Origin of the sequence: Streptomyces sp. NPDC032161, assembly GCF_040636995.1 — a bacterium.
Lineage (GTDB): Bacteria > Actinomycetota > Actinomycetes > Streptomycetales > Streptomycetaceae > Streptomyces.
On sequence record NZ_JBEZVN010000015.1, the window covers coordinates 1 to 26,657 of the forward strand.

Below are 26,657 nucleotides of genomic sequence, written 5' to 3' on the forward strand. Positions count from 1 at the left end.
GTCGAGCAGCAGGACGTCCTTGACCTCGCCCTTGAGGACACCGGCCTGGAGCGAGGCGCCGATGGCGACGACCTCGTCCGGGTTCACACCCTTGTTGGCCTCGCGGCCACCGGTCAGCTCCTTGACGAGCTCGGCGACGGCCGGCATACGGGTCGAGCCACCGACGAGGACGACGTGGTCGATCTCGGACAGCTGGATGCCCGCGTCCTTGACGACGTTGTGGAACGGCGTCTTGCAGCGCTCCAGCAGGTCGGCGGTCAGCTGCTGGAACTGCGAGCGCGTGAGCTTCTCGTCCAGGTGCAGCGGGCCCTCGGCGGACGCCGTGATGTAGGGCAGGTTGATCGTGGTCTCGGTCGAGGAGGAGAGCTCGATCTTCGCCTTCTCCGCGGCCTCGCGCAGACGCTGGAGCGCCATCTTGTCCTTGGACAGGTCCACGCCGTGCCCGTTGGCGAACTGCTTCACCAGGTAGTCGACGACGCGCTGGTCCCAGTCGTCACCACCGAGGTGGTTGTCACCGTTGGTGGCCTTCACCTCGACGACACCGTCGCCGATCTCCAGCAGCGAGACGTCGAAGGTACCGCCACCAAGGTCGAAGACGAGGATCGTCTGGTCGTCCTTGTCGAGCCCGTACGCCAGAGCGGCGGCCGTCGGCTCGTTGACGATGCGCAGGACGTTCAGGCCCGCGATCTCGCCGGCCTCCTTCGTGGCCTGGCGCTCGGAGTCGTTGAAGTACGCGGGAACGGTGATGACCGCGTCGGTCACCTTCTCGCCCAGGTACGCCTCGGCGTCACGCTTCAGCTTCTGCAGGATGAAGGCGCTCATCTGCTGCGGGTTGAAGTTCTTGCCGTCCAGGTCGATCTTCCAGTCGGTGCCCATGTGGCGCTTGACCGAGCGGATGGTCCTGTCGACGTTGGTCACCGCCTGGCGCTTGGCGACCTCGCCGACCAGCACCTCGCCGTTCTTCGCGAAGGCGACGACGGACGGCGTGGTCCTGGCGCCCTCTGCGTTGGTGATGACGGTGGGCTCGCCGCCTTCGAGAACGCTGACGACGGAGTTAGTCGTGCCCAGGTCGATGCCGACCGCACGTGCCATTTCAATTCCTCCAGGATGACTACTTGAGCGGAACTCACTCAAGGATGCATGACACGAATCCCAGTGTCAACAGAGTTGAGTCGAGTCGACTCAACTAACGTGCACCCACCGCGCTCGCGTTGATCATCCCGGCCGCCCTGGACAACACTCGCCCGCCCCACGAGCCACACAACCCCTCCCCATCATCACGCCATGGGATCGTTCTGACATAAACCGCCGCGAGTCGTGCAAACCTGGCACTCCGGCCCAACGATCCCACCAGGCAGGTGCGAACAATGCAGAGACAGGGGCAGCGGGGACAACGGGAGCAACGGAGACAACAGGGGCAGGCGCGGTCGCGGGGGCGGCGGCACCTCACGCACCGACCGTCGGCGGCAGCCCTCGTCCGACTCCTGGAGCGCCGCCCGGGACGACTCGCGGGACACCGTCCGGACCGCGCCCCACAGCGGTGTCCGGGGCGGCGTCCGTCGGCCGAGCGCGCCCTGGACCTGACCCTCGGATCGGCCCTGCTGGTCCTCTCCGCCCCGGCGCTCGCCGCGGGCGCCCTCGTCCTCGCGGCACGAAGGCCGCCGGGCGGCATCATCGAGCGCTCGCCACGGGTCGGGCAGGGAGGCAGGGTGTTCGTCCTGTGCTCGCTGCGCACCCGTCGGCTGCGACTCGACGTGCTCTCCCGCCTGCCGCACGTCGTACGCGGGGACCTCTCCCTCGTCGGCCCGGAACCCCTGTCGCCGGACGACCCCCGGTCCCACCCCACGGACACCACCGCCCCCGCCGACCCCACAGGCGCCACCGGACCCGGCAGCCCCGGCGACACATCCGGCACATCCAGCACATCCGGCGCGCGACACTGGCGGCAGGAACTGAAACCGGGCCTCACCGGCCTGGCACAGATCCGCTCCCGCTCCGGAATGCCCTGGGACGAACCCGACCTGCTCGACCAGCACTACGCCGAGCACCGCGGGGTGCGCCTCGACCTGGCCATCCTGGCGCGTTCCGTACGGATTCCGCTGTTCCGGGGCCTTCTCGGGGCGGCCCGCCCCGAGAAGGCTCACCTGAGCGACACAGATCACCGCCGATGCGGCTACAGCGCCGCGGAATATGTGGGTAGTGTCAGCACGGACTGATTAAGTTACTGCTTAGTAGATGCGAGTATTCGCTCGTAGACGCTGGATCCCACCCTCGCAGGCCCGAGGAGCCCCCAAATGCAACTCGCCGCGATCATCGTGTCGCTGGTGCTGACTGTGGTCGGCGTTGCGCTCATCGCCCGAGCAGTCGCGCAGATCTACCGGTTCGTCACACTCGGACAGCCGGTCCCGGCAGGCAGCCGTACCGACAACCCGAAGCAGCGCACGATCACCCTGGTCAAGGAGTTCCTCGGCCATACCCGGATGAACCGGTGGGGGATCGTCGGCTTCGCGCACTGGTTCGTCGCCATCGGCTTCCTGACGCTGCCGCCGACCCTGCTCCAGGCGTACGGCCAGCTCTTCAAGGCCGACTGGGTGCTGCCGATCATCGGCGACTGGACGCCGTTCGAGATGTACACCGAGTTCATCGGCCTGATGACGGTGGTCGGCATCCTCACACTGATCGCCATCCGGCTGCTGAACCTGCCCTCGCGGGCCGGCCGCAAGTCCCGCTTCGCCGGCTCCAAGGCGTGGCAGGCGTACTTCGTCGAGTACGTCATCCTCATCATCGGCCTGGCGATCCTCGCCCTGCGCGGTCTCGAAGGCGCGATCCACCACATCGACGGCTACGAGGCCGGGTACTTCATCTCGTACCCCTTGGTCCTCGCGTTCCAGGGCCTCACGCTCGGCACGCTGCAGAACCTCATCTACCTCGTCGCCGCGATCAAGATCAGCACCTCGCTGATCTGGATGATCACGGTCTCGCTCAACACCAACATGGGTGTCGCCTGGCACCGCTTCCTCGGCTTCCCGAACATCTGGTTCAAGCGGAACGCGGACGGCGAGCCGGCCCTGGGCGCGCTGCAGCCGATGACGTCCGGCGGCAAGGAGATCGACTTCGAGGACCCGGGCGAGGACGATGTCTTCGGCGTCTCGCAGGTCGAGCAGTTCTCGTGGAAGGGCATCCTCGACTTCTCCACCTGCACGGAGTGCGGCCGCTGCCAGTCGCAGTGCCCGGCCTGGAACACGGGCAAGCCCCTCTCCCCCAAGCTCCTGATCATGTCCCTGCGCGACCACGCGCACGCCAAGGCCCCGTACCTGCTGGCCGGCGGCGGCAAGACGATGGAGGGCGAGGAGAAGGCGTCCGAGGAGCAGCTCAAGGATGTCCCGGCCGCGGCGCTCGCGGAGGCGGAGCGCCCGCTGATCGGCACGGTCGAGGAGAACGGCGTCATCGACCCGGACGTGCTGTGGTCCTGCACCACCTGCGGTGCGTGCGTGGAGCAGTGCCCGGTCGACATCGAGCACATCGACCACATCGTCGACATGCGCCGCTACCAGGTGATGATCGAGTCCGCGTTCCCGTCCGAGGCGGGCACGATGCTCAAGAACCTGGAGAAGAAGGGCAACCCCTGGGGTCTCGCCAAGAAGCAGCGCGTCGAGTGGACCAAGGAGGTCGACTTCGAGGTCCCGATCGTCGGCAAGGACGTCGAGGACCTGACCGAGGTCGACTACCTGTACTGGGTCGGCTGCGCGGGCGCACTGGAGGACCGGGCCAAGAAGACCACGAAGGCGTTCGCGGAACTCCTCCACATCGCGGGTGTCAAGTTCGCGATCATGGGCGGCGACGAGAAGTGCACCGGTGACTCGGCCCGCCGTCTGGGCAACGAGCCGCTGTTCCAGCAACTCGGCCAGGAGAACGTGGCGATGCTGAACATGGCGTTCGGCGAGTCCCTCGACGAGGACGGGGGCGCGGACGACTCGACGAAGAAGGCCAAGTCGGCGAAGAAGATCGTCGCGACCTGCCCGCACTGCTTCAACACCATCGCCAACGAGTACCCGCAGCTCGGCGGCGAGTACGAGGTCATCCACCACACCCAGCTGCTCCAGCACCTCATCGACGAGGGCCGGCTGATCCCGGTGACCCCGGTCGAGGGCCTGATCACGTACCACGACCCGTGCTACCTGGGCCGTCACAACAAGATCTACACCCCGCCGCGCGAGATCATGGACAAGGTCCCCGGCCTGCGCCAGCAGGAGATGCACCGCCACAAGGAACGCGGCTTCTGCTGCGGCGCGGGCGGCGCCCGGATGTGGATGGAGGAGCGGATCGGCAAGCGCATCAACGACGAGCGCGTCGACGAGGCCCTGTCCCTCGACCCGGACATCGTCTCCACCGCCTGCCCGTTCTGCCTCGTCATGCTGACCGACTCGGTCAACGGCAAGAAGAACGAAGGCAAGGCGAAGGAGTCGGTCCAGGTGGTCGACGTCTCGCAGCTGCTGCTGGACTCCGTGAAGACCCCGGCCGACCCGGCGGGCGACGCCGAATCGGCGGACGAACCGGAGCCGGAGCCGGTGAAGTAGACCGCCCGGACCGCCCTACGACGGAAGCGGCCGGACCTGCCTCGGGGGCGGGCCCGGCCGCTTCCGCGTTCCCGTGTTTCCCCGCTCCCGCGTTCCCGTGTCCCCGCAGGCACACCCGTTCGCGTACGGGCACGGGTACCGGTACGGCGGAGCCGCCCCCGCCCCCCTCAGCGGGATTCCAGGGCCCCGGCGCCTCCCCGGGTCTCCCCCGGGGTCTCCCTTAGGGGATGTCACAGCTCGGCCGCAATGGCGGGCGGGTTTCCCCGGCCCTCTCACCACACCCGCGCGGACCAGGTACGTTCGACGAGTGGCTGGATTCAGGATCGGACGCGGCCGGGACAACCGCACCCCGCAACAGGCGCAGCAGCAACCGCAGCAGCAGCCGTACGGCACACAGGCACCACCGCCGTACGGGCAGCAGCCATGGCCGCCGGCGGGCGGCAACGGCGCCCCTCCCCCGTACCACCACGGCGGCTACGCCAACGACGGCAACGGCGGCTACCAGGGCGGCTACAACCCCGGTGGCCCCGGGCCCGCTCATCACCCCGGCCACCACGCCGGTGGTCACGGCGAGCCGGAGTACTTCGGCGACCCGTACCAGCAGCAGCCCCACCCCCACGGAGGCCCGCGGCAGGGCGACCCGTACGCCAACTCCCCGGGCCACACCCAGGCGTTCAGCCTCGGCGAGGACCCGTACGGCGACGGCAGCACCTACCGCGCAGGTCAGGCCCCCGCCCAGCCCGCAGGCCCGCGGCTGCACTGGAAGGACCTGCTCAGCGGCATCGTGCTGCGCCCGGGGCCGACGTTCTGGCAGATGCGCGACTACCCCGTCTGGGGCCCGGCGCTGATCGTCACGTTCCTGTACGGCCTGCTCGCCCTCTTCGGCTTCGACCAGGCCCGGGAAGACGCGATCAACGCGACGATCTCCACGGCGATCCCCTACGTCGTCGTCACGGGCGTCTGCTTCGTCATCGGCGGCCTGGTCCTGGGAGCGGTCACGCACACCCTCGCCCGCCAGCTCGGCGGTGACGGTGCCTGGCAGCCGACCGTGGGCCTCTCCATGCTGATCATGTCGATCACGGACGCGCCCCGCCTGATCTTCGCCCTGTTCCTCGGCGGCGAGAACTCCCTGGTCCAGATCCTCGGCTGGGTCACCTGGCTGGCCTCGGCCGCGCTCTTCACCACGATGGTCAGCAAGTCGCACGACCTGCCGTGGCCGAAGGCCCTGGGCGCCTCCGCGATCCAGCTGATCGCCCTGCTGTCGATCATCAAGCTGGGCACGATCTGACCCACGGCACCGCTTCGCACCGCGTCGGCGTGTGCGCGACGGCCCCGGCACCGCACGAAGGTGCCGGGGCCGTCGCACGTGCGGACCGGGCCTGCACGGGCTGCGCGTTCGTGGTCCGCGCCCGCATGCGCTGCGCCGTCGCGGTCCGTGCCCGTATGCGCTGCGCCTACACGGGCCGTGCGTTCGCCGAGGCCGACGGGAGCGACGTCCGGTCCGCCCCGACCCGAAGGGTGTAGCCCTTCGGGATCCCCTCGTCCGGCTTCCCGCTGACCGCCGTAGCGGTCGCCTGGGCGGAGAAGTCGTCCTCGACGGCGAGCATCGGCGTGTACTTGGTCTGCCCTTCACGCACGGACGCGGCCTGTCGCTGTGAGGGCGTGGTGTTGATCGTCACCGTGTCCCCGGGCCGTGCACCGGTCAGCTTGCCCCACACCGTCGCGCACCGCTCGCTGTACCGGATCTCCAGCTGCATCGTGCCGACCCAGTCCTTCTCCAGCGTCCGCGCGCCCACATCGCACCCAGCCGTCCTGGGATCCAGCCCCACGCACGTCTCCGCCGCGCAGGAGGGCGAGGCGGCGGGCCTGGGCGTCGCCGTGCCCGGCGCCCCGGACGCGGCGGGGGGCGAGCCCTTCGCCTCCTCGTCGTCACCGCCTTCGAACACCGAGGTGAGGATCACGGAGGCGACCGCGCCGACGACGGTCACGACCAACGCGCCGATCAACGTCTCGGGCCCGTGACGCCCTGCCCAGCCACGCCATCGGGAGCGGGAGGTCGAGGAGCCACCGGCTCCTTCGGGTAAACCGCTCGGCCCTCCGGGCGACGGAGTGCCGTTCCCCTCTGCCATCTCTCCCCCAGTTCCGCCACAGACCATGGCAAGACCTGTCCGCCTGGAAGGAGAGTGTTCCCCGCCGGACGTCACGGCTACCCCGCACAAGCGCACGCCCGGGGCCCGTCGGGCCAGGCCCGGCGGGCCTGACGTCCACCGTGTCTCAGGCCTCCGCGTCCGCAGGGCCCCAACGTCCGAGTGCGCCGGGTCTCAGGCGTCGAGGACCTGTCCGCCACGCCGTACGACGGGCTTCTCCACGCTCCACGGGAAGTTGATCCAGCGATCGGTCTTCTTCCACACGTACTCGCACTTCACGAGCGAATGCGGCTTCTCGTAGATGACCGCGCTGCGCACCTCGGCCACGTGATCGATGCAGAAATCGCGTACGAGCTTCAGCGTCTTCCCGGTGTCGGCGACGTCGTCGGCGATCAGCACCTTCTTGTCCGAGAAGTCGATCGCATTCGGAACGGGTGCCAGCATGACCGGCATTTCCAGGGTGGTCCCCACCCCGGTGTAGAACTCGATGTTCACCAGGTGGATGTTCTTGCAGTCCAGCGCGTAGGCGAGGCCGCCCGCGACGAACACCCCGCCGCGCGCGATGCTCAGCACGATATCGGGCTCGTAACCGTCGTCGGCCACGGTCTGCGCCAGCTCGCGCACGGCATGACCGAATGCCTCGTACGTCAGATTCTCCCGCACGTCATCGCTCATTCGGTATCACACCTGGGTCCGATGGAAATTCAAGTACGAACGCGACGCGGTCGGCCCGCGCTGGCCCTGGTACCGGGATCCGTACCGGTCGGAGCCGTACGGGAACTCGGCCGGCGAACTCAGCCGGAACATGCACAGCTGCCCGATCTTCATGCCCGGCCAGAGCTTGATCGGCAGAGTCGCGAGATTCGACAGCTCCAGCGTCACGTGCCCGGAGAATCCCGGGTCGATGAAGCCTGCGGTCGAATGCGTCACCAGCCCGAGCCGCCCCAGGGAACTCTTCCCCTCCAGCCGCGACGCGAGATCGTCGGGAAGCGAAATGACCTCGTACGTCGAGGCGAGCACGAATTCACCGGGGTGCAGGATGAACGCCTCGTCCCCGTCCGGCTCGACCATGCGCGTCAGATCGGTCTGCTCGACGGCCGGGTCGATATGCGGGTAACGGTGGTTCTCGAACACCCGGAAGTAGCGGTCGAGCCGCACGTCGATACTCGATGGCTGCACCATCGACGCATCGAATGGATCAATGCGTACACGTCCGGCGTCGATCTCGGCCCGGATGTCCTTGTCTGAGAGAAGCACTCCCCGAGGATACGCAGAACGCGCGGGCCCGCCCCAACCAGGGACCGCCCCGCGCGCCTGTCACCGCTCCCGCCGCGTCATCCGCGGCCTTCCGCTACCGCTGCTCGAACACCACGGGCACGGCATGCCGCAGCCGCGCGCAACGAGGACAGCGAATGAGCCGCCCGGGGCCGATCCGTCCGGACCCGAGCTGCTGCATCGGGAACGAGGCGGTAGCGAAAACGTGCCCTTCGGCACAGCGGACGACGGTGCGCTCCATGGAGTCCATCAAGTCCCTTCCCCATCAAGACGTGGACGAGAACGCCACATTAGGGGATGAACGGGACGCCGCTCCAGGCGGCACTCCGACGCCCTACGCTACGCCCCCAACTCCCGCCCCCAGCGCCCGCATCCACCCCTCGCGCCGACGTCTTCACACACCAAAAAGACCCACGGCGCCGCCGGGGGTCTGGCATGGGGTAGAGTGTGGGACGCTGCACAAGGGATCGATCGAGACGCGATGATCAATGATCACTGTGCTTCGCGGGTGTAGTTTAATGGTAGAACATGAGCTTCCCAAGCTCAGAGCGCGAGTTCGATTCTCGTCACCCGCTCTTTGATGAAGGCCCCGGTCAGCGACCGGGGCCTTCATCGTTGTCCAGCCTGTCAGGTCGGCCGTGTCCTCCGGCGCACCACCGCAGCCGAGCGTCCGGACTGCTGGGGCCCACTCCGGCCGTCCCTGAAGTCACCGGAGCGGGCGGTGGCGGGCGGAGCGGCGGGTGCGCAGGGCCATGTAGAGGAGATCTGCCACGAGCACCGCGATGCCGATGAAGAGCAGGAAGAGGAGTCCGTCGGCGACGGCGCCAATGAGTCCCAGAATGATCGCGACGATGATCAGGGCGAGGAAGAGTGTCATGGGGCCGCCTCCCTGGCGGTCGTCGGCTCAGCGTCGGGCCAGTTGCCGTTCGCCGGTTCGCACCGGGCTCGTAGGCGAGGCCGTAGTGGCGGAAGACGGCTCCCTCGTCCTCGAAGGGCAGGACGCCGTCCGTGCCGATCGAGGGACTCCGTTTCACCAGCTTCTTGATCGTGGGCGACCCGCGCGTACCCCGGCCCCACCGTCGCTCCTCGAGGGGGACGCGGCGGTGCCGGGTGGGCGGGCCCACACGGACCGTGGCCATGGCCGGTTCGTCGGTGCTGGTGTCGACGTAGACGGATTCCAGCTCGCCGATCTTGCGGCCGCCGGAATCCACCACTTCCTGGTGGCGCCACTCGCGGATGTCCGCCATCTGGATCATGCCGCTCCTCCGTGCTCGGCCGTCGGTGGGGGAAGCGTGGCGACGAGGATCTCGGTGGCCTGCGTGATGTTGTCGGCGTGGACCGCGCGGGCCATGGCCGTGCGGGCGGCATCGGGTTCCGTGTCCGGCGGGACGACCATCAGCGCGAAGTGGTCCTTGTCGCCGCGGGTGATCAGGACGGTGTCGTCTCCGACGGGGAAGGAGTCGAGGTGCACGATCCGGTCGTCGATGATCAGGCGCGTCGGTATCGCGTCCCAGGCGGCGGCGTCCAGGCCGACCCGGGTGATGGGTCCGAGGTGTTCGGTCAGGACGGACACCAGCGCGGGAACCTCCTGCTCCACGTCGCGGGTGCGCGGCCACCACGCCCCGTCGAGGACGCCCTGCCGGGAGCGCGTCGTCTCCAGCCGGAGCAGAGCCGTACCGGGTCGAACCACCTGGTGGATCGCGTCCGGAAGGAGCAACGGGGGCGTGGGCGGGATGTCTGAGTCGGCCATGGTGGATCCGCCCGTCTACGGGTGAGCCGCCGTGGCCCTCGCGGGCCCCACCTGTGTGGGTGCCGGGCCGTCGGCGGGGGGACTGTGCCGTCGTTTCACGGTAACTCCGGCTCCCGCATATCCGCCCGTCGCCGCACACTCGTCCGCACGAAACCGGAAGTCTCGCCCCCGTATCAGGACGAAAGCGAGCTGCTCGGACGTACGCTGGAAGTACCGGAAGTACTTCGAGCACCGGCTTCCACGCAGGTGTCGTTTCCGGGGAACACGAAAACCGGGCTGCCGACGGGCAGCCCGGGGGCAGGTTCGCACCATGACCACCACCCTCGACAGAACAGCGAGCCGCGCCCCCTCCCCAGGACTTCCGGCACGCTTGTCGCTCACCCCGAAGACCACGCTGGCCGGCCGGCTCGAGGGCGCCTGGTGGCCCCGTTCACGCGACCTGGCAGCCGAGCTGCCGCCGCTGGCCGACGCCCTCGAAGGGCGTTGGGGACGCGTCACTCGCGTCCTGGTGAATCCCGACCACTGGCCCATCGTCCCGCACAAGGTCGCCGTCACCGCCCACGTCCTGCACGTGGGTTGGTTCACCGAGCAGGATCCCGACAAGATCATCCTGCTCTCCTACACGACCGGCCGCTGCGACCTGCTCGTGATTCCCCCCGAGACCGAACCCGCCTCCGCGGCCCGGCTGATGACCGCCGCCGCCCTGCCCGGAAGCATTCTCACCGCGGGCAGGCTCATGTCCGACGAAGCCGCGACCGGCCGCCGTATGCGGGAGGCCCGAAGCAGCGAAGACGCCTGGGAGAGCGAGGGTGGGGCCGCCCTGGCGCCCCAGCCGCACCCAGCGGCGCACTCGATCGTCGGCGCGCGGATGATCCCCCTGCCGGGGTACATGCGAGTGACGGCGTGGAGGCCGTGATCACCCTCGTGGCAGGCTCGCTTCCGATCGCGCTCGGCATACGTCTGATCCATCGGCTGAACACCCAGCACGACGCACGCACAGCGGCCCACCGCTTCAGCGCTCTCTGCCCCTCCCCGAGCCGTCCCCCCGGCCACGGCCACTCCAGGTCGCCCGAACGAATCGCCGGTCTCGGCGTGCGGGCACCTGGCCCCAACCCCATACCACTCCTCCGACCGAAGGCCGCGGGTGGGCACCCGACACCAGGGACAGCCCACTCGTCGGCCTCTCGCTTCGTCCCGAAGGGAGCACGCTCTTGCACCCCGCCGAGAACGAGCCTCTGCCACAGGCCGGGCACGCCGAGATCCGTATCGTCTCCGCCACCCCCGAGGCCGCCCGCGCGGTCGCCGAAGTGATCCGCCGGTGCTTTGCCGGGGCTGAGCAGCGCAGCTACCCGACGCCGGGCGGCGGCACGCGGCTCCACCTCACCGTCGACACCGAGACCGCAGCCGGACCCGCCCGCTCCTGGCTCGCCACCAGCAGGCCACCCACCGGCACCGGCTCCCACGCCGAGGAACCCTGACCGGCCACGAAGAACCCTGGCCGGTCACGAACGACACCACACGACGACGGGACCACGCGGCCATGGCGACACTCCACGAGCGGCAGCGGTACCGCCGACAGATCCTCCAGGCCCGCTACGCAGCCGCCGAGGGCAACCGCCTGCTCGGCGTCACCGGAGCCGCGCTCAAACACGATCTCCGCATCCCGGAGCAGGACCTTGCTGCCGCCTGCGGCTACCTCGCGGGCGAGGGACTGGTCACCGTCGACTGGAAGCCGGGAAACACACCCGCGATGGTCTCGCTCACCCACCAAGGCATCCGCCTGATGGAGGCGGAGGAGGAAGAGCGCGGCTGAGCCCGTTCGCCTCCGGATCCGGTGGGCGAAAGCTCGGGGAAGGAGGGCGGGGTCACCTGCGGCCGGCGCCCCCGCGCGGTGGTGGCCATGTGGCGTGACCTGCCGCCGAGGAGCATCCTGGAGGACACATCTCTGGTGCGGCCCGCTCCGGTATCCGGTCGCTGCGTGCCCTCGGCACCCGCCCCGTACGGCAGCACCGGACGAGGTCCCCGCCGCCCGGTTGGAGGCAACGGGATGACCGTCGGACGGCTCGGGGAACCCGATCGCTCGGAGAGCTTCGGGGAGGGACTCCTGGGTACGATGCTGGACCGGGCTCACGAGCTGCCGCCCCATCGGATCGGGTCGGTCGTCGCCGAGACAGTGAGCCGGTTGGGGGGCCGGGACCCGCAGATCCTCCTCCAGGACTACGGGCAACAGAAGCTGGTGCCCCTGCACGCCGAAGGGCTGACGGGCGGCGAGCCACTGCCCATCGGCGACTCGGAGGCCGGCAGGTGTCTTCTCACCTCGCGCTTGGTCGAACTGCCGCTGGCCGACGGAGTACGCGTCCACGTATCACTGCTCGACGGCGGCGACCAGGCCGGCGTCCTGGCCGTCACCCTGGACGCGGTCGACAACGACGACCGCCGCATCCTGCGCAGGATCGCGGGCCTGGTCGCCGGACTGCTGCAGACCAAGAACGGCTACACCGACCTCTTCTTCCGCACCCGCCGCAGCGAACCGATGAGCGTCGCCGCGGAGATCCAGTGGTCGCTCCTGCCGCCGCTGACCATGACCATGCCGCGCGTCGCCGTCGCCGGAGTTCTCGAACCCGCCTACGACGTGGCGGGCGACAGCTTCGACTACGCCCTGAACGGCGACACCCTCCACCTCGCCATGATCGACGCCATGGGCCACGGCCTGGACGCGGCCACCATGGCCACCGTCGCCATCGGCGCCTATCGGCACGCCCGCCGCATCAGTATCGAGCTGTCCGAGATCTACCTCTTCATGGACCGTGCGGTGGCCGAGCAGTTCGCCCCCGACCACTTCGTCACCGCGCAGATGCTGCGGCTGGACACGAACACCGGCCGCCTCCAGTGGGTCAACGCCGGCCACCCCGCCCCCATGCTGATCCGCGGACACCGCGTCGTGCACCGTCTGGACAGCCCCACCACCCTCCCCGTCGGCTTCGGAGGGGCACAGCCGCAGATCAGCGACCTGACACTCGAACCCGGTGACCGCATCCTCTGCTTCACCGACGGCCTGATCGAGGAACACGCGAGCGGACAGGAGCAGTTCGGCGAGGACCAGTTGATCGACTGGGTCCATCGACTGGACCAGGTCGACCGAGCAGTACGAACCGTGGCACGCGACCTGTCCCACACGCTCAAACGGGCCCGCGGCGAGACCACCACCGACGACGCCACGCTCGTCCTGGTCGAGTGGCGTGGCTGATCCGCCGTCGTGCCACAACGTGCCAGGAGGGGCGGTGAACAGCGGTCACCAAGGGGGCTTCCGAAAGGATCACGTCTAGACCTCTCCAGGAGCCTCGCACCACCTCCACACCGCCTACTCCCACCTCACGGACGCCACTCTCGAATGCGCCGCGCCTCAGGGGCGCCCCTGACCTGAACCTGGCCATCCGCCCACTCCCGAGGTGCGATGTCAGATGCGTGGTGCAAGGTGGCAAAGGGCGGCGCTGTCGCGGTCTGCCTGGACAGATGAGGAACCTCTGGAGAGAGTGACATGCCGAAGATCCCCAAGGGGCGGCGCGTAGGGCAGGCTGCGGTGAACGCGCTGCGCGCACTGCTTGAGGAGCACGATCACATCGTGCAGGAGATATCCGGGCAGAACGACTTCGGTGAGGATTTCTACGTCACCTTCACCGATGACGGGGACGTCACCAGCGACACGATCAAGGTCCAGGTCAAGGGAGGGGAAAGCTGGCGTCGGGGAAACGGCTACGCCGTGCCCGTCGACCGGCACGGCGACACCTGGTCAGAGGGCAACGTCCCTGTCTACTGCGTGGTGTACGACCCGAACAGCAAGAACCTGTACTGGGCAAACGCCACCCAACAACTCCGCCGCTTCGGCACCTTCAATACACCAGGCTTCATCGGGATCAGCCCCAATGCGGTGCTGGGCGACACCACCATGGACTCCTTCGTCGCCCAGGCACGCCGCTACGTCGGGCGCTATCGGGGCCGGCAAGCCGTCCTCACCCATCTCGGGGAAATGTCCGGAACGGAATTCGACCCAGCAGATCACGTTCTGCACTTCGTCAACGGCGACGACGATGACCTCATCTTCTGGAAGCGCCCGGGCGACGCAGTGGCGACGCTGCTGCTCAGCACCCAGGAATGGGAACCAGCTTGGGTCACCCTGGAATCGCTGATGCGCTCCGAGCTTTCGATGCCGGAGGGCTGGAACGGCCGCAGGATCCCGGACCCCGATCTGTGGACCGCCGAGGACCTGGGGCTGAACCAATCCGAGATCATGTGGGTGGCTGCGTGCTTCGCCTCCACCCGGCAGGCCGACGAAGGCCCGGAGGACGAACTCGTCGAAGCCGTCGAGTGCGAGGGATGCCCCAGTTGCACAGGGGAGGCACCCAAGGAACACGGCAGGATCGAAGCGGACGTCATCCATGCATACGTGCTCGCCCGCGTACTCGACCGCATCGATGCCGAGCCAGACCTCGTGCAGCGCTCCATCGGAGCGATGCGAGAGGAGACCGACCTGGAACCGAACATCGTCGCCGAACTCGGCTCCCTCGAAACCGACCCACGTGTCGTCCGCCAGGTACACAAGCTCAGCCGGGCGACGGTGGAGACGGTGGACGACATCGAGCCGGAGGCATACCGGCTGGCCATTATCTATCTCATCCATTGCATCTACGTAGGTGGCCCCTCGCTCCCCCTCGACGAACAGGTCCGAATCGTCTGGCGCGTCCCCGAGCCCACGACACCCACGTCGCAGGCTCGATGAACGCAAAAGAGGGTGCCCAGTGCCCCGCAGCGGCCTCGCCACCCGCCCAACAGGGAAGGGCCAGCATCCGGGACCGTCGCCGTGGGCGTCCGTGCCTGACGGCGATGCCGTCAGCCACACCGATACTGAGACCGTGCCACAACGTGCCAGTAGCGGTGGTAGGTAGCGGTCAACAGAGGGGCTCAGGCGGCCTGGCGGATGATGCCCCACACGGACGTTTCCCCAGGCCAGGGGCCAGGCATGTACCCAAGTACCGGGTGATTCCCAAGCGCAGAGCGCGAGTTCGATTCTCGTCACCCGCTCCATGACGAAGGCCCGGGCCAGCGACCTGGGCCTTCGTCGTTGTCTAGATCTCTCATGCCCTGCCGTGGCCTCCGCGTGCCCCAACTCGCGGGAATGCCCTGGCTGGAGTGCCTTCCACGTGGTGCTTGCGACGCAGGGACACGAGGCTTTCTCGAATCACGAGACTCACTTCGATCGTCCCGACCGACATCCGACCACCCCTTTACGGCTGGGTGCTCACCCCCTCACCCGGAGCATGGCGTCGTCTCGCATCCTCCAACCCGCTCCGCGCCACGCAAGGCAACATTGAGCGGGCGGCTGTAAGCCGCTGCAAGGACTGCGACGCAACGCAGTAGGGAGACTTCTCACGCCTGGCCGCCATGGCCCCACACACGCGTGCTCCTGCACACCCCTGGGGCCGGGGGACTCTCCTTCACCACGGCCCCGGCGCATCAGGCTTCGCTGACCTGCCTCCCCTGGACCTCTGCCTCGTCCCGGTCGGCAACTTCCTCGCCGCGAAGGCCGGGGTGCACGGAGCGTCCGGGTCCTCGCCATCGGGCTTGCCGCGACTCGGGGACGTACCGGTCCGCGAGCGTGCTTCCGTGGACCGCACTCGCGTCCGGAGCGACGCGCCCGGCAACCGCCTTCTGTGAGGCGGGAATTCGACTCCCGTCACCCGATCCGCGGCGGAGACCGGGATCCGGGGCCTTGTGCGTGCGGCGGGGCGCCGCCGTCACCGGACAGCCGGGCCGGTGGCCAGCCGGGTCGTCACCGCGGTCAGCCAGAGGAGGCCGATCCCCGCACCGGCGGTGAACGCCGCAACGGCGACCGAGGAGGCACCGAATCCGGCGAGGACGGCCATGGAACCAGACGCGAGGCGACGGCCCGGCCACGGTGGCCCCGGGCCGCGAGCGGACGGGCCAGGACGACGAACGCGCCGCACAGCGCCAGGTATCCGAGCATCCCCGCCAGCATGTGGACGGCGCCGTGCGCGCTCATCGCGGCGGTGTCGGGGGCACCGGCGGGGAACCCCGCACCGGCATCGGCCGGGAACAGTGCGGCGGCCCAGAACGAGGCGCCGAACACACCGACGAGGACCGGACCCCAGGTGCCGCCCGCGCCACCGCTCAGCGCCCGGCGCAGCCCGACCGCCCCGGCGACCAACAACGCGCCGGTCAGCAGGAAGTTCACCGTCTGGATCCAGCCCGCCTCGCCGAGGGCGAGCTGGCTGATCGCGTTGCGCGTGAAGTCGAATCCGTCCCGCGCGAGCCCCTGGACGATCCCGGCGGCGAGGAACAGCGGGCCCGCCGCCGCCCCGCCGACCAGGGCGAGCCGTGCCATCGGCCGCGACGCCGGAGCTGCGACGGGGATGGAGTGGGTTGCGCTGAGTGTGTGAGCCATGAGAGGACCTTCCTCGCGTCGCCGGTGTCGCTCATATGACCGACGTCGAGAGGGGAACTCATCGCTCCTTCACGAATCAGCGCGAACGGGAACCGGTCGGCCGGTGGGCCTTCGCCGCTGACCGGCAGGTACCGGGCGGGCCCGGAAGCAACGCTTCCGGGCTCTCCGTACGAGGCCGTCCTCTTCAGGGAAGAGGCCGCGGAAGTGGGCTCAGTAGGTGACGGCCACCGCCTCCGTCGCGGCGGACTCGCTGCCGTCGGCGTAGCGGACCGAGAGGCGGTAGTACACCGTGGTGGCGGACGGCTGGGTGAAGTCCCAGTACGAGGAGCTGGAGTTGCTGGGCGAGGTGTTGATCAGGTCGAACTCCCCCGTCCGCGGGTTCCAGCGGCGGACCAGGATGTCGGTGGCCGGGCTGCCGTTCTCGTTCCCGGTGGTGTCGACGAAACCCCAGGAGATGTAGCCGCTCGCGCCCGCGCCCACGAAGGAGAACGGGCCGCCGGTGGCGGGCGGGGCAGTGGGGCGGAGGTCCAGCGCGGTGACGGCGACGACGGTCGCGCCGGTGTCCGGGGTGAGCTGGTTGCCGTACTGGTCGACGCCGACGACCGCGTAGCGCGCCTCCTGCCCGTCGGCCGGCACCATGTCGTGGAACGTCGTCTCCTTGATCTCCTTCGGGCGCCGGGTCGAGGAGTCCTCGACCGGGGCGTACGTCCACTGCCCGTCGGAGAGGGTGCCGCGCAGCACGCGGTAGTGGGTGAGGCCGGGGGCGTCGCTCGCGTCCCAGGAGAGGGTGACGCCGTTCTCCCCGGGGGTGGCGGTCAGTCCGGTGAGCGCGGCGGGGGCGGTCGTGTTGCCGGTGACGGTGACGGTGACCTTGTCGGAGGAGGGGCCCCCGTTTCCGGCGTGGTCCAGGGAGATGACGTAGTAGATGTACGTGGTGCCGGGCGGCGGGGCGACATCGGTGAAGGTGGTGCCCTTCACGCCCTTGCCGACCTCCTCGGGCGCGGTGCCGGTGGCGGCCGTGGCGCGCCTCCGGAAGACCGAGTAGCCCGCGAAGTCCCTGCTGGTCCCCTCGGAAGGGTCCCAGGTCAGCGTGACGCCCGCCTCGTTCTCCTCGGCCCGCAGGTTGAACGCGGTCTCCACCGGGGGTGTCTTGTCGCGCGTGTAGTACATCGCGTAGGACGAGGCGGCCGATTCGAGGCCGTGCGTGTCGACGGCGGTGACGACGTAGTAGTGGACGTCGCCGGTCTGCGGCACGGGGACGCTGTAGTAGCTGTAATACGTCGGCTCGTCGCCGCTGAGCAGGTTCTCGGGGGTGAGGGCGACGGGGAGCGTCGTCGAGCGGTACACCCGGTAGCCGGCGAGGTCCGGCTCCTTGTTCTCGTCCCAGTAGAGGGTGACCCGGTCCGGGTAGTCCATGGACCAGTTCTTGTCGACGCCCTTCGGGGCGGCCGGGGCGGTCCGGTCGACGGTGGTGATACCGATGTCCGCGGTGCCCGACGAGGTGTTGCCGGCCTTGTCGTAGGCGCGGACCTCGTAGTAGTAGACGTAGCCGTCCTTCGGGACGGTCGTGTCGGTCCACGAGGTGGCCGTCGTCGTCGCGATCGGCTTCGTGGGGAAGGAGGTGCCCTTCAGCCGCCGGTACACGCGGTACCCGGCGAGGTCCATCTCCTTGTTCTTGGCCCAGGAGACCTTCGTGGACGTGCTTGTCGCGTCGTACCTGACGGTGGTGCCGGTCGGGACGAGCGGCTTGACCTTGTCGACGCTCGCCGACGTGCGCGGGGCGTAGCCGAACTTGACGTTCGCGGCGCCGGTCCAGTTGACGTAGTCGACGCGGAGGCTGTGCTTGCCCTTCGGGACGGTCACGTTGACGGTCCTGGTGACCGTGGCGGAGCCGTCCTTCCACACGTCGACCTTGCGGACGCCGTCGAGATAGACGCGGATGCCGTCGCGGGCGGAGACGGTGAACGAGAAGGGCCCACCGGAGCCGAAGTCGCGGCTCATGGACCAGCGCACGCCGAACTTGTTGGCGGGCATGCCCTTGTACCCGGGCGCCCGGGTACCCCAGTTCTCGTTGATCGTGGAGTCGCAGTCCGTGCGCTTGGGCGTCCCGGAGAACGTGGTGTTCGCGTAGAACGTCCGCTTGAAGACGGGCGACGCGCAGGTCACAGCGGCGGCGGAGGCGGAGGGGGCCACACTGAGCAGGCCGCCTGCGGTGGCGAGTACGACGGCGCAGGCCGCGGCGACCGTGGTGCCTCTGGGTCGGTTCATGCGTTCCTTCGGTGTGGATCGGCGGCCGAGAAATCCGGCCAACCACCATGACTCACGGAGTGGTTGCCCGGTTGTAGTGATTGGTGTATTTGGCCCCGCGTCCCGGCAGATGATCCTTCCTGAGGGGCTGCGGACTTGTGGAGTCGCCCGCCCGTGCCCGCCGCCCCTCGCCTTTCCGGAACGCGGTTCGCGGGACGGGGCTCAGAACGGGCGGGTGTACGGGTGCGCCCGCACCCGGTCGTGGATCTCGCGCAGCCACGGCCGTCGCACCGCCGGCAGCCGCGCCAGCGTGTCGAGGAATATGTACGGGTCCGGGCGGAGGAATTGCCAGGCACGTGGCGGCAGCGGGTCGTCGCGCAGCACACCGTCGGGCAGTCCGCCCGTCGCGGGCACCAGGGAACGTTCGTCGTGGAGGGCGAGGTACGTCCACACGCCGGCGGCCAGCGGCACCGTGTCCGCGGCACCGGGCGAGACCCACACCCGCCCGGTACGCGGATGCCGCGGGACCAGGGCGATGTCGGGGGCCGGGTCGGGGGAGGGCAGGCACGGTCCGTCCAGGGTCAGCCTCCTCACCGAACGGACCGGGTTGGAGGGGCCGAGCCCCCTCGTCGGCGGGCCCGGTGGGAGCAGGGCGTCGAGGGCACGGCCGAAGGTGTCCGCGAGGAGACCGGCGGACATGGTCACCCGAGCGCCCGCCGAGGCCGCCAGCAGATGGGCGAGGGACGCGCCGATCGCCGCCCCCCAGCGCGGGTCCCAGGCCCCGGACTGCTCGACCGGTGGCGTGCCACCCTGCTGCTCCCGGATCAGCGTCTGCCAGTCGACCGCCGGGCGGTGGTCCCGGACACCGTCGACGGGGACGCGGCGCACGGCGTGCGGAACGAGCCATGCCGTCTGCCAGTACGAGCAGTCGTCGATGCGGGTCGCCACCGCCCGCCCGCAGTTCGCGCAGGCCACGTTCGGGCCGTCCCGCCCGTCCAGGCCCATGCAGGAGCCGCCGAGCCGGTCCGGGATCAGGACGGTGCCGCGCAGGTCGCCCGGCGCGACGACGACCGCTCCGGGCTCCCCGAAGGACAGGCCGTGAAGCGGCGCGAACACTCCGCGGGCCGCCGCCTCGTCGGGCCCGATCTCCTTCCACGGCCGCCAGGGCGGGCCGGATGGCTCCGGATCGACGGCGTACGTCCCCGATTCCATGAGGGCGGGGAGCAGTTGGTGCCCGTACGTCTGGCGGGCGTGGACGGGAAGCGCGACCGGTGACACGGGAGCCGTCAGGGCGACGCCGCACCGCGCGCACACGAACACATCGGCCATCGGCCCTCCCCCTCCGCCGGACTGATTGTCATGGCCGGACGGAAAGGAGTCCACTCACCGGCAAGGAGTCCAGTCATCGCGGAAAGGAGTCCGGTCATCGCGAAAGCCCAGGCCGTCGGCCTGGGCTCTGCATCATCGGATACGTGGGCGGCTCGTGGCGCGGGTCAGCCGACCCTGCGGACCGGGCTGATCTCCAGCTTGGTGCCGTCCGGGTGGTCGGTCGCGGGCAGGCTGCCGGCCGGCCAGGAGACGGTGACGGACTTGGTCTCGTTCGGCGGCGTGACCACGATCTTGGTCGGGCGGATACCGGAACCACCGGAGTTGTTGACGGGGAAGTAGATGTTGAAGGCCGCCACGTCGCCCGTCTTGATGACGTCCCGGCCCGTGGCGTCGCCGTTGCGGTCCAGGGAGATCGAGGAACCGTCGGCCGTCTTGAGGTCGGCCGCCAACCACGCAGTGCACGGGGAAGGAGTCCACGAAGTCCGCTCGACGACCTTCCAGGGCGGGAGGCCGCGCCCCTTGTCCGCACGGCAGAGCGCGGCGGTCGACGTGGGCAGGTCGATATCGCGGGAAGTCTGCGCCATACGGCCGTAGGCAAGGCCGGAAACGCGGCGGAGCGACCGGAGCCACTCCGCCAGGTCCCTCAGTGCCTTGTCGGCACGGGCGCTCGTCGGGCGCCCCATCCGCGGTCCTCAGCGAGACCGGCGGGGGGGAGCGCCTGGACGAGCCGGCGGACCAGCTCGATCCCGAGCAGGCCGCCGAGGCCCACCGTGGTCGCGGCGGTCTCGATCGGCATGCCGGTCGCGGTAAGGCCGGTGAACAGGCCCAGGACGACGACCACCACGATGACGGGAGCGGCGGGCAGGGACTGGGCGGGACGCTTCGGAGCCCCGACACAGGGAGAGTGCTGCGGCACGTACTTCACGGTCGCCTCTTGGCTGGTAGTTGCTCGACAGACGGCGCCGTACCGATCTCCTGGCCTGGCAGGGCACACAAGATCCGACACCTGCATGGCATGGTCGCGGTTCCCGCCCCGAGGAGTAGGCGCCGCCGGGCGCGGATGCGGGACAACTCCGTGTGCTCATGGGCCCCATGCGGACCTCGTACGGCCTCGTTCCCCGGCGTGAGCAGCGGGGACAAGAATGACGGCGTTTCACGAGCACCTGGGACGAAGTGAAACGCCCTCGTTGGCACGCTTCCTGTCAGCTGCCATTCTCATGCGCATTGGAACAACGCGCACGGAGTCATAAGGAGAGCCGGATGTAGGCTGCCGCGGGTCACTCATCGCCGAGAGCGGGCTGGCTCTGTCTCTTATCAGGCCCATCCATGCCCTTTTGCCCTCGGACACCTGGCATCAGTCTGCCTTCCGCCGACCACCAGGGGTGGGTACCTCCATGCCTTCCGTCTCCCTGAAACACGGTCACCCTGGCCGGAAGTTGCTCGACAGACAACAGGAATAGGGCTGCAGCCTGTGGCAGCAGGTCAGCCCGTAGTGCCACAACAAAACACTCCGACCGGTGCCCGTCCACCAGCCGACGGTCCGGTGTGCGTCATTCCGAACGCGCGAACGGCCCGCGCCATGCAGGCGCGGGCCGTTCGCATGCCGGCCGGACGGGCCCGGTTCGGTTCCGCGGCGGGCGTCGTGCGGGCCGTCCGCCTCGCCGGGGCCCGGCTCGCGGTCGGCGACGGACATCAGCCGTCCACCAGGAGACCAGGAGTCACCGGCCCTCGGCCCGGGTTCCCCTTCCGGTGCCGCCGGGCTCTTCCTCGGCCTCCCGGTCCGTCACGGTCGGCCGGTCGGCGGCGGCGACGAGGTCGGCGAAGGACAGCGGCCGGGCCGGTGGCAGGTCCGGGTCCGGCGGCGGGACGCTCGCGGCATCGGCGGCTAGCCCGTCGAGCGCCAGGTCGAGATGGCGGTGGAGAAGTCCGCCGTCGGCGTCGAGGCGGGACAGCCCACCGGGAAGGGGGCGGGACAGCCGGATCGAGAGCAGCACCAGGTCGCCCATGCCGATGTCGCGGCGGAGCCGGCCGGCCCGGTGCGCGGCGTCGATCAGGCCCTCCACCGCGTGCACGGCACCGGTCCGGACGCGTACCAGCTCCTCGTCGACCACGAGCCCTTCGAGCAGCACGAGGATCACCGCGCCCGCCCGCAGGTCCGCCGCCGCGCGCATGAACCGGCGCACGGCCTCGAAGGCGTCGCCGTCCCCCACCGCGTCCGCCGCGCCGGCCGCTGGAGATCCAGCACCCCGAATTTCCATCGGGTTCAGGCCATATGCCCGGTCGTCGCCCCCGCAGAGCGGGGCACGGCCGGGCCAACCGCGCTGATGGGAGTGCCGGTTCCGACCCAGTATGTGAACATTCCGCGCCAAGAGTGCAACTGGCATGGCGGTCTTGACATTTACCCGAGAGCCCGATGCTAAGATCATCTTACTTCCAGTGGGCTGATGGCATGTGGGGGCATTCCGGGAGGAATGAATTCCTCGGCCCCACTTTCGGAGGGGCCTTCCCCGCGTGACCCGACCGTGGCTCGACCAGCCCGGACCACGGGGCTCATGAGGGAGCGTCAAGCCGTTTCCACAGCCATGGCACTTGAAGTGAGTCTCATGACATTTGTACAGGGCCCGCTCTTCTGGGCGCTGGTTGTCGTAGCACTGGTCGCCGTCGGCGCCGTTCTGCGGGCTCGAAAGACCAATATCGGGCTTCGTAGACAAAACTCCCAACTCCGTGGTGAGCGCGACGCGCTGCAACGGCAACGGGACGAACTCCACGCCGCCCACACCGGTCTGCTGCATCGACAGACCTCCGAACTCGCCGAGGTCCGCAAGGACGCCGAGGAGGAGACCAAGGCCGTTCTGAAGGCGGCCGTCCGTACCCTCCAGGGGCTCGCGGACGAGCAGCAGGTGGTCATCGAGAACGCCCAGAAGAAGTACGGCGACGACCCCGGCATGCTCGCCGACCTGATGGCCATCGACCACGCCAACAGCCAGCTCGGGCGCCGCGCCCAGGGCATCGCGGTGCTGTGCGGCGGCTGGCTCGGTCGCCGCGAGACCTCCGCCTCCGTCTTCGACGTGGCCCGCAGCGCCCAGGGACGTATCCGGCACTTCGACCGGGTCCGGGTCAACGGCCAGGTGAACTTCTCGGTGGTCAGCAAGGCCGTGGAGCCGGTCGCGGTGGTCCTCGCCGAGCTGCTGGCCAACGCCACCAACTACTCCGCCCCCGGCACCCCGGTCGAGATCAACATCCAGGCCGTGCCGAAGGGCGTCTGCCTCATCGTCGACGACGCGGGCCTCGGCATGGGCCAGGAGGAGAAGGACCGCGCGTCGGCGCTCCTCGCCCCCCAGGCCGCGATCAGCGTGTCCAGCCTGGGCATTCCGCCGCAGTTCGGGTTCGCCGTGTCCGGTGTGCTGGCCGCCCGCTACGGCTTCAAGGTCTCGGTGGACTCCGTTTCCCCCTATGGAGGTGTGCGCGCGGTGGTCCTGCTGCCCGACGAGCTGCTCACCGCCGACGCGCCCACTCCCGCGCCGGCCGAGGCAGTCCCGGCCGCCCACGACCCGGGGGTGTCGACGCTGCCGCGCCGCCCGGTGGCCGCGCCTGCCCCGACCCCACTGTTCCCGCCGGCCGCGCAGTCGGCCACCGCCCCTCAGCCCGCGGCGCCCTTCACCACCGCGGGTGGTCTGCCCAAGCGTCGTCGCAAGAGCCCGGTGTCGGTAGTGCCGTCGGCCGAGCCCGCGCCGGTCCGCAGCAACGAGGAAACGGCTTCCCGTCTGGGTGCGTTCCAGCGTGGAACCCGGTCCGGACGTGACACGACGACGATGGAAGGACCCGAGATCCAGTGAACCCCGATCTTTCCTGGGTGCTCAACGATGTGCTCCAGGTACCCGGAGCGCGGCACGCGATCCTCGTCTCCGCCGACGGTCTGCTGCTGGCCAACTCCAGCGAGATCGGCCGGGACGACGCGGAGACCGTGGCGGCGGCGATGAGTTCCATGCAGTCGCTGAGCCGCGCCGTCGCCCCGTTCATCGGGGCCCAGACCCCCGGGCGCTGGCGCCAGACGCTTCTGGAGTACGAGCACGGCTGGATCTTCCTGATCGCCGCCGGGACCGGTGCCTACCTGGCCGCGGCCGCCGCGGCCGACGTGGACATGGAAGCCATGTCGTTCCGCATGCAGCAGCAGGTCACCGCGCTGGGGAAGGCGATGACCACTCCTCCCCGCCTGAACGCCGGAAGCGACATATGACGGCCCCGGGCGAGGAGCAGTCGGTCAACAGCGGCTTCGTCCGTTCCTACGTCATCACCGGAGGACGCGGGCTGCCCGACGCGGAGAACCTCTCACTCGTCACCCTCGTCACCATCGCCCCCGACCGGCAGCCGCCGCCGAACCCCAGCCCCGAGGTCAGGGCCATCTGGGAGCTGTGTTCGGGCGGGTATCTGTCGGTGGCCGAGGTCGCGGGCCGCCTGGGGCTGCCCGTCGGAGTGGCGCGTCTGCTGCTCAACGATTTAGCGGAACAGGGTCATCTGATGCGCCGCAAGGCGCCGCCGCCGGCTCAGCTCGTTGACAGGAAGATCCTCGAAGAGGTGTTGCATGGACTCCACGTCCGGTTCGGCTGAGAACATCTATGTGTCGGACGCGGTGCGGCGTGCGGCGAAGATCCTCGTCGTCGGACACTTCGCCGTGGGCAAGACGACGCTCATCGGCACCCTCTCCGAGATCACTCCGCTGCGCACCGAGGAGCGGATGACGCAGGCCAGCGAGCACGTCGACGACCTGCGCGGCGCGCCCGACAAGGTCACCACGACGGTCGCGCTGGACTTCGGCCGACTGACCCTCAGCGACGAACTGGTGCTGTATCTGTTCGGTACGCCGGGCCAGCAGCGATTCGTCGAACTGTGGGAGGACATGGCGCGCGGCTCGCTGGGCGCGCTGCTCCTCGTCGACCCGGCCCGACTGGCCGACACCTTCCCGGTGATCGACCTGGTCGAGACGTACGGGCTGGAGTACGCGGTCGCGGTCAACAGCTTCGACCCTTACTCCCAGCATGCCGAGGAGGAGCTGCGCGAGGCTCTCGACCTGCTGCCGGACACCCCGGTCGTCTACTGCGACGCCCGGGACGAGAAGTCGTCCGCACAGGCCCTGATCACGCTGGTGCAGCACCTTCTCGCGCGCGTGGCCTGACCCGGCCACCGGTGCTGGTGGGCCTCCCCGCCACCCGTCGCGGTGGGCGTCCCGCCGCGTGGCCGGCCCGCCGTCCGGCGCCTCCGGGCCCGGACAGCGGGCCGGCCCCCGCTCCGACCACCGCCCTCCGATACGGGTGGCCGAGCCCCCATCTCCATCCGTCGTGCGGGCCCATCGGTCCGCGTTCACATCGAGGAATCAACATGGACTCGTCGCCGGGAGCCACCCCGTACAACGCCCCCAGCGGGTGCCCGATGCACGGTGAGCGCCAGACGTCGCTCTACGGGCCGGAGTTCGCGGCCGATCCGCAGCGCGTGTACGACGCGTTCCGCGCACACGGGCCCGCCGCCCCGATCGAACTGGCCCCCGGCGTGGACGCCACCCTGGTCGTGCAGCACGAGGCCGCGCTCCGGGTGCTGCAGAACCCCTCGTACTTCGCCCGCGACTCGCGGCGGTGGGCGGCGCTCCGGGAAGGGCGCATCGCGCTCGACAGCCCGGTGCTGCCCATGATGGCGTACCGGCCGAACTGCCTGTTCACGGACGGCACCGAGCACCTGCGACTGCGCAAGGCGGTCACCGAGAGCCTCTCCCGGCTCAACACCACCCGGCTGAGCCGGGACGTCGAGCGCATCGCCGACTACCTGATCGACCAGTTCATCGAACGCGGCTCCGCCGACCTGCTGGGCGACTACGCCAAGTTGCTGCCGCTGCTGCTCTTCAACCAGCTGTTCGGCTGCCCCGGCGACATCGGCGACCGGCTCACCCGCAGCATGTCCGCGATCTTCGACGGCGAGGACGTGCTGCGGGCCAACGCCGAGCTGACCGAGTGCCTGATGGAGCTGGTCGCGCTCAAGCGGCGGCAGCCCGGCGAGGACATCACCTCCTGGCTCATCCAGCACCCGGCCGGTCTGCGGGACGAGGAGCTGAAGGACCAGCTCGTCATGCTGATGGGCGCGGGCATCGAGCCGGAGCGCAACCTCATCGCCAACGCGCTGCTGCTCCTGCTGTCCGAGGACACGGGAAGCGCGCAGCGGCGCGGCACCGGGATGCTGGTCGAGGACGCCCTCGACGACGTGCTCTGGAACAACCCGCCGATCGCCAACTACGCGACGCACTACCCCGTCCAGGACATGGACCTGGGCGGCGTGACGCTGAAGGCGGACACGCCCGTACTGATCAGCTTCGCCGCCGCGAACACCGACCCGGCGCTCACCGACGCCCGCCAGACCCTGAGCAAGGGCGCCCATCTGGCCTGGGGCGCCGGCCCGCACGTCTGCCCGGCGAAGTCCCCGGCCCAGCTCATCGCCCTCACCGCGATCGAGCGGGTCCTCAACAGCGTTCCGGACCTGACCCTCGCCATTCCGGCCACCGGCGTCGAATGGCGGCCGGGCCCGTTCCACCGCGCCCTGGTGTCGCTGCCCGTGCGATTCAGCCCGAGTGCGCCGCGCCGGGTCGCGAACGTGCCGAACACCGCCGCCGCTTCGCCCGTGTCACCTCGTGTCTCCCCTCTTGACGACGTCACCACGACGCGCCACGACACCGGGGAGCCCCAGAAGAGGAACAAGGGCTGGTGGAGTTCCTTCCTGGACGTCTTCCGGGTGTGAGCGCGGACGACGGGGAGCGGACCGCGCCACGCGCCAGGCGCTGAGCGGTCCGCGACCCGCGATGCGTGATCCGTGATCCGTGATCCGTGATCCGC

Annotated in this window: 24 protein-coding genes, 1 tRNA gene and 2 pseudogenes; 14 read left to right on the forward strand and 13 right to left on the reverse strand. The window is 69.6% G+C overall.

Annotated elements, in window-relative coordinates; translation table 11 throughout:
• Positions 1–1,092, reverse strand: a 1,092-nt coding sequence (locus AB0E67_RS23270; RefSeq protein WP_362029999.1) for an Hsp70 family protein, incomplete at its 3' end; no start/stop codon positions are given.
• 275 nt (positions 1,093–1,367) lie between these two features.
• Between AB0E67_RS23270 and AB0E67_RS23275 the strand changes: the two genes are divergently transcribed.
• The 3 genes from AB0E67_RS23275 to AB0E67_RS23285 all read left to right on the forward strand — a co-directional run bounded on the left by AB0E67_RS23275 (position 1,368) and on the right by AB0E67_RS23285 (position 5,865).
• Positions 1,368–2,216, forward strand: a complete 849-nt coding sequence (locus AB0E67_RS23275) for a sugar transferase (RefSeq protein WP_362030002.1) — start codon at positions 1,368–1,370, stop codon at positions 2,214–2,216.
• Between the two features lie 78 nt (positions 2,217–2,294).
• Positions 2,295–4,577, forward strand: a complete 2,283-nt coding sequence (locus AB0E67_RS23280; RefSeq protein ID WP_362030005.1) for a (Fe-S)-binding protein — start codon at positions 2,295–2,297, stop codon at positions 4,575–4,577.
• A gap of 307 nt (positions 4,578–4,884) precedes the next feature.
• Positions 4,885–5,865 carry a Yip1 family protein gene (locus AB0E67_RS23285; RefSeq protein ID WP_362030007.1) on the forward strand — a complete coding sequence of 327 codons (981 nt, stop codon included), beginning with the start codon at positions 4,885–4,887 and terminating at the stop codon, positions 5,863–5,865.
• Between the two features lie 166 nt (positions 5,866–6,031).
• On the opposite strand, the gene AB0E67_RS23290 is transcribed toward AB0E67_RS23285, so the two are convergent.
• The 3 genes from AB0E67_RS23290 to dcd all read right to left on the reverse strand — a co-directional run bounded on the left by AB0E67_RS23290 (position 6,032) and on the right by dcd (position 7,981).
• On the reverse strand, positions 6,032–6,565 hold the full coding sequence (locus AB0E67_RS23290) for a DUF2690 domain-containing protein (protein ID WP_362030256.1): 534 nt from the start codon (positions 6,563–6,565) through the stop codon (positions 6,032–6,034).
• Positions 6,566–6,898: 333 nt separating this feature from the next.
• Complete coding sequence (locus AB0E67_RS23295) at positions 6,899–7,399, reverse strand: phosphoribosyltransferase (RefSeq protein ID WP_362030010.1); 501 nt, start codon at positions 7,397–7,399, stop codon at positions 6,899–6,901.
• A 6-nt stretch (positions 7,400–7,405) separates the two neighbouring features.
• A complete protein-coding gene (gene dcd, locus AB0E67_RS23300; protein WP_351524201.1) occupies positions 7,406–7,981 on the reverse strand; it encodes a dCTP deaminase in 576 nt (191 codons plus the stop codon).
• A 522-nt stretch (positions 7,982–8,503) separates the two neighbouring features.
• Here dcd and AB0E67_RS23305 point away from each other — a divergent pair.
• Positions 8,504–8,574: transfer RNA gene (locus AB0E67_RS23305), tRNA-Gly, on the forward strand.
• 131 nt (positions 8,575–8,705) lie between these two features.
• Here AB0E67_RS23305 and AB0E67_RS23310 read toward each other — a convergent pair.
• The 3 genes and pseudogenes from AB0E67_RS23310 to AB0E67_RS23320 all read right to left on the reverse strand — a co-directional run bounded on the left by AB0E67_RS23310 (position 8,706) and on the right by AB0E67_RS23320 (position 9,749).
• Positions 8,706–8,876 carry a hypothetical protein gene (locus AB0E67_RS23310; RefSeq protein WP_181924584.1) on the reverse strand — a complete coding sequence of 57 codons (171 nt, stop codon included), beginning with the start codon at positions 8,874–8,876 and terminating at the stop codon, positions 8,706–8,708.
• 268 nt (positions 8,877–9,144) lie between these two features.
• Positions 9,145–9,255: pseudogene (locus AB0E67_RS23315) on the reverse strand (PRC-barrel domain-containing protein); the annotation flags it as partial.
• Complete coding sequence (locus AB0E67_RS23320; protein WP_362030014.1) at positions 9,252–9,749, reverse strand: DUF5994 family protein; 498 nt, start codon at positions 9,747–9,749, stop codon at positions 9,252–9,254. The pseudogene AB0E67_RS23315 and the gene AB0E67_RS23320, both read right to left, overlap by 4 nt.
• Positions 9,750–10,059: 310 nt before the next feature.
• Between AB0E67_RS23320 and AB0E67_RS23325 the strand changes: the two genes are divergently transcribed.
• From AB0E67_RS23325 to AB0E67_RS23345, 5 genes are all read left to right on the forward strand, one after another.
• A complete protein-coding gene (locus AB0E67_RS23325) occupies positions 10,060–10,665 on the forward strand; it encodes a DUF5994 family protein (protein WP_362030016.1) in 606 nt (201 codons plus the stop codon).
• A 295-nt stretch (positions 10,666–10,960) separates the two neighbouring features.
• Positions 10,961–11,227 (forward strand): hypothetical protein, encoded by a 267-nt coding sequence (locus AB0E67_RS23330; protein ID WP_362030019.1) that lies wholly within the window; start codon positions 10,961–10,963, stop codon positions 11,225–11,227.
• Positions 11,228–11,289: 62 nt separating this feature from the next.
• Positions 11,290–11,562, forward strand: a complete 273-nt coding sequence (locus AB0E67_RS23335) for a hypothetical protein (RefSeq protein ID WP_362030022.1) — start codon at positions 11,290–11,292, stop codon at positions 11,560–11,562.
• A 234-nt stretch (positions 11,563–11,796) separates the two neighbouring features.
• A complete protein-coding gene (locus tag AB0E67_RS23340; protein ID WP_362030025.1) occupies positions 11,797–12,996 on the forward strand; it encodes a PP2C family protein-serine/threonine phosphatase in 1,200 nt (399 codons plus the stop codon).
• Between the two features lie 291 nt (positions 12,997–13,287).
• A complete protein-coding gene (locus tag AB0E67_RS23345) occupies positions 13,288–14,526 on the forward strand; it encodes a DUF4365 domain-containing protein (RefSeq protein ID WP_362030028.1) in 1,239 nt (412 codons plus the stop codon).
• 1,015 nt (positions 14,527–15,541) lie between these two features.
• Here AB0E67_RS23345 and AB0E67_RS23350 read toward each other — a convergent pair.
• The 6 genes and pseudogenes from AB0E67_RS23350 to AB0E67_RS23375 form a co-directional block, all read right to left on the reverse strand.
• Positions 15,542–16,149 (reverse strand): annotated as a pseudogene (locus tag AB0E67_RS23350) (DUF998 domain-containing protein).
• 270 nt (positions 16,150–16,419) lie between these two features.
• Positions 16,420–18,477 carry a PA14 domain-containing protein gene (locus tag AB0E67_RS23355; protein ID WP_362030031.1) on the reverse strand — a complete coding sequence of 686 codons (2,058 nt, stop codon included), beginning with the start codon at positions 18,475–18,477 and terminating at the stop codon, positions 16,420–16,422.
• A 201-nt stretch (positions 18,478–18,678) separates the two neighbouring features.
• Complete coding sequence (locus tag AB0E67_RS23360; RefSeq protein ID WP_362030034.1) at positions 18,679–19,785, reverse strand: hypothetical protein; 1,107 nt, start codon at positions 19,783–19,785, stop codon at positions 18,679–18,681.
• Positions 19,786–19,949: 164 nt separating this feature from the next.
• A complete protein-coding gene (locus tag AB0E67_RS23365; protein ID WP_362030037.1) occupies positions 19,950–20,369 on the reverse strand; it encodes a DUF4232 domain-containing protein in 420 nt (139 codons plus the stop codon).
• A 59-nt stretch (positions 20,370–20,428) separates the two neighbouring features.
• Entirely contained in the window at positions 20,429–20,701 is a 273-nt protein-coding gene (locus tag AB0E67_RS23370) for a hypothetical protein (RefSeq protein WP_362030040.1), read from the reverse strand.
• Positions 20,702–21,503: 802 nt separating this feature from the next.
• Positions 21,504–22,043, reverse strand: a complete 540-nt coding sequence (locus tag AB0E67_RS23375; protein WP_362030043.1) for a hypothetical protein — start codon at positions 22,041–22,043, stop codon at positions 21,504–21,506.
• Between the two features lie 345 nt (positions 22,044–22,388).
• Here AB0E67_RS23375 and AB0E67_RS23380 point away from each other — a divergent pair, with 345 nt between their 5' ends.
• The 5 genes from AB0E67_RS23380 (at position 22,389) to AB0E67_RS23400 (ending at position 26,562) form a co-directional block, all read left to right on the forward strand.
• Entirely contained in the window at positions 22,389–23,621 is a 1,233-nt protein-coding gene (locus AB0E67_RS23380) for an ATP-binding protein (RefSeq protein WP_362030046.1), read from the forward strand.
• Positions 23,618–24,022, forward strand: a complete 405-nt coding sequence (locus AB0E67_RS23385) for a roadblock/LC7 domain-containing protein (protein ID WP_073789056.1) — start codon at positions 23,618–23,620, stop codon at positions 24,020–24,022. Before AB0E67_RS23380 ends, AB0E67_RS23385 begins: the two co-directional genes overlap by 4 nt.
• On the forward strand, positions 24,019–24,393 hold the full coding sequence (locus AB0E67_RS23390) for a DUF742 domain-containing protein (protein WP_351517666.1): 375 nt from the start codon (positions 24,019–24,021) through the stop codon (positions 24,391–24,393). Before AB0E67_RS23385 ends, AB0E67_RS23390 begins: the two co-directional genes overlap by 4 nt.
• Positions 24,368–24,958 (forward strand): ATP/GTP-binding protein, encoded by a 591-nt coding sequence (locus AB0E67_RS23395; RefSeq protein ID WP_073789060.1) that lies wholly within the window; start codon positions 24,368–24,370, stop codon positions 24,956–24,958. The genes AB0E67_RS23390 and AB0E67_RS23395 overlap by 26 nt, the downstream gene beginning before the upstream one ends.
• Before the next feature lie 203 nt (positions 24,959–25,161).
• Complete coding sequence (locus tag AB0E67_RS23400) at positions 25,162–26,562, forward strand: cytochrome P450 (RefSeq protein ID WP_362030051.1); 1,401 nt, start codon at positions 25,162–25,164, stop codon at positions 26,560–26,562.
• Positions 26,563–26,657: the final 95 nt, after the last annotated feature.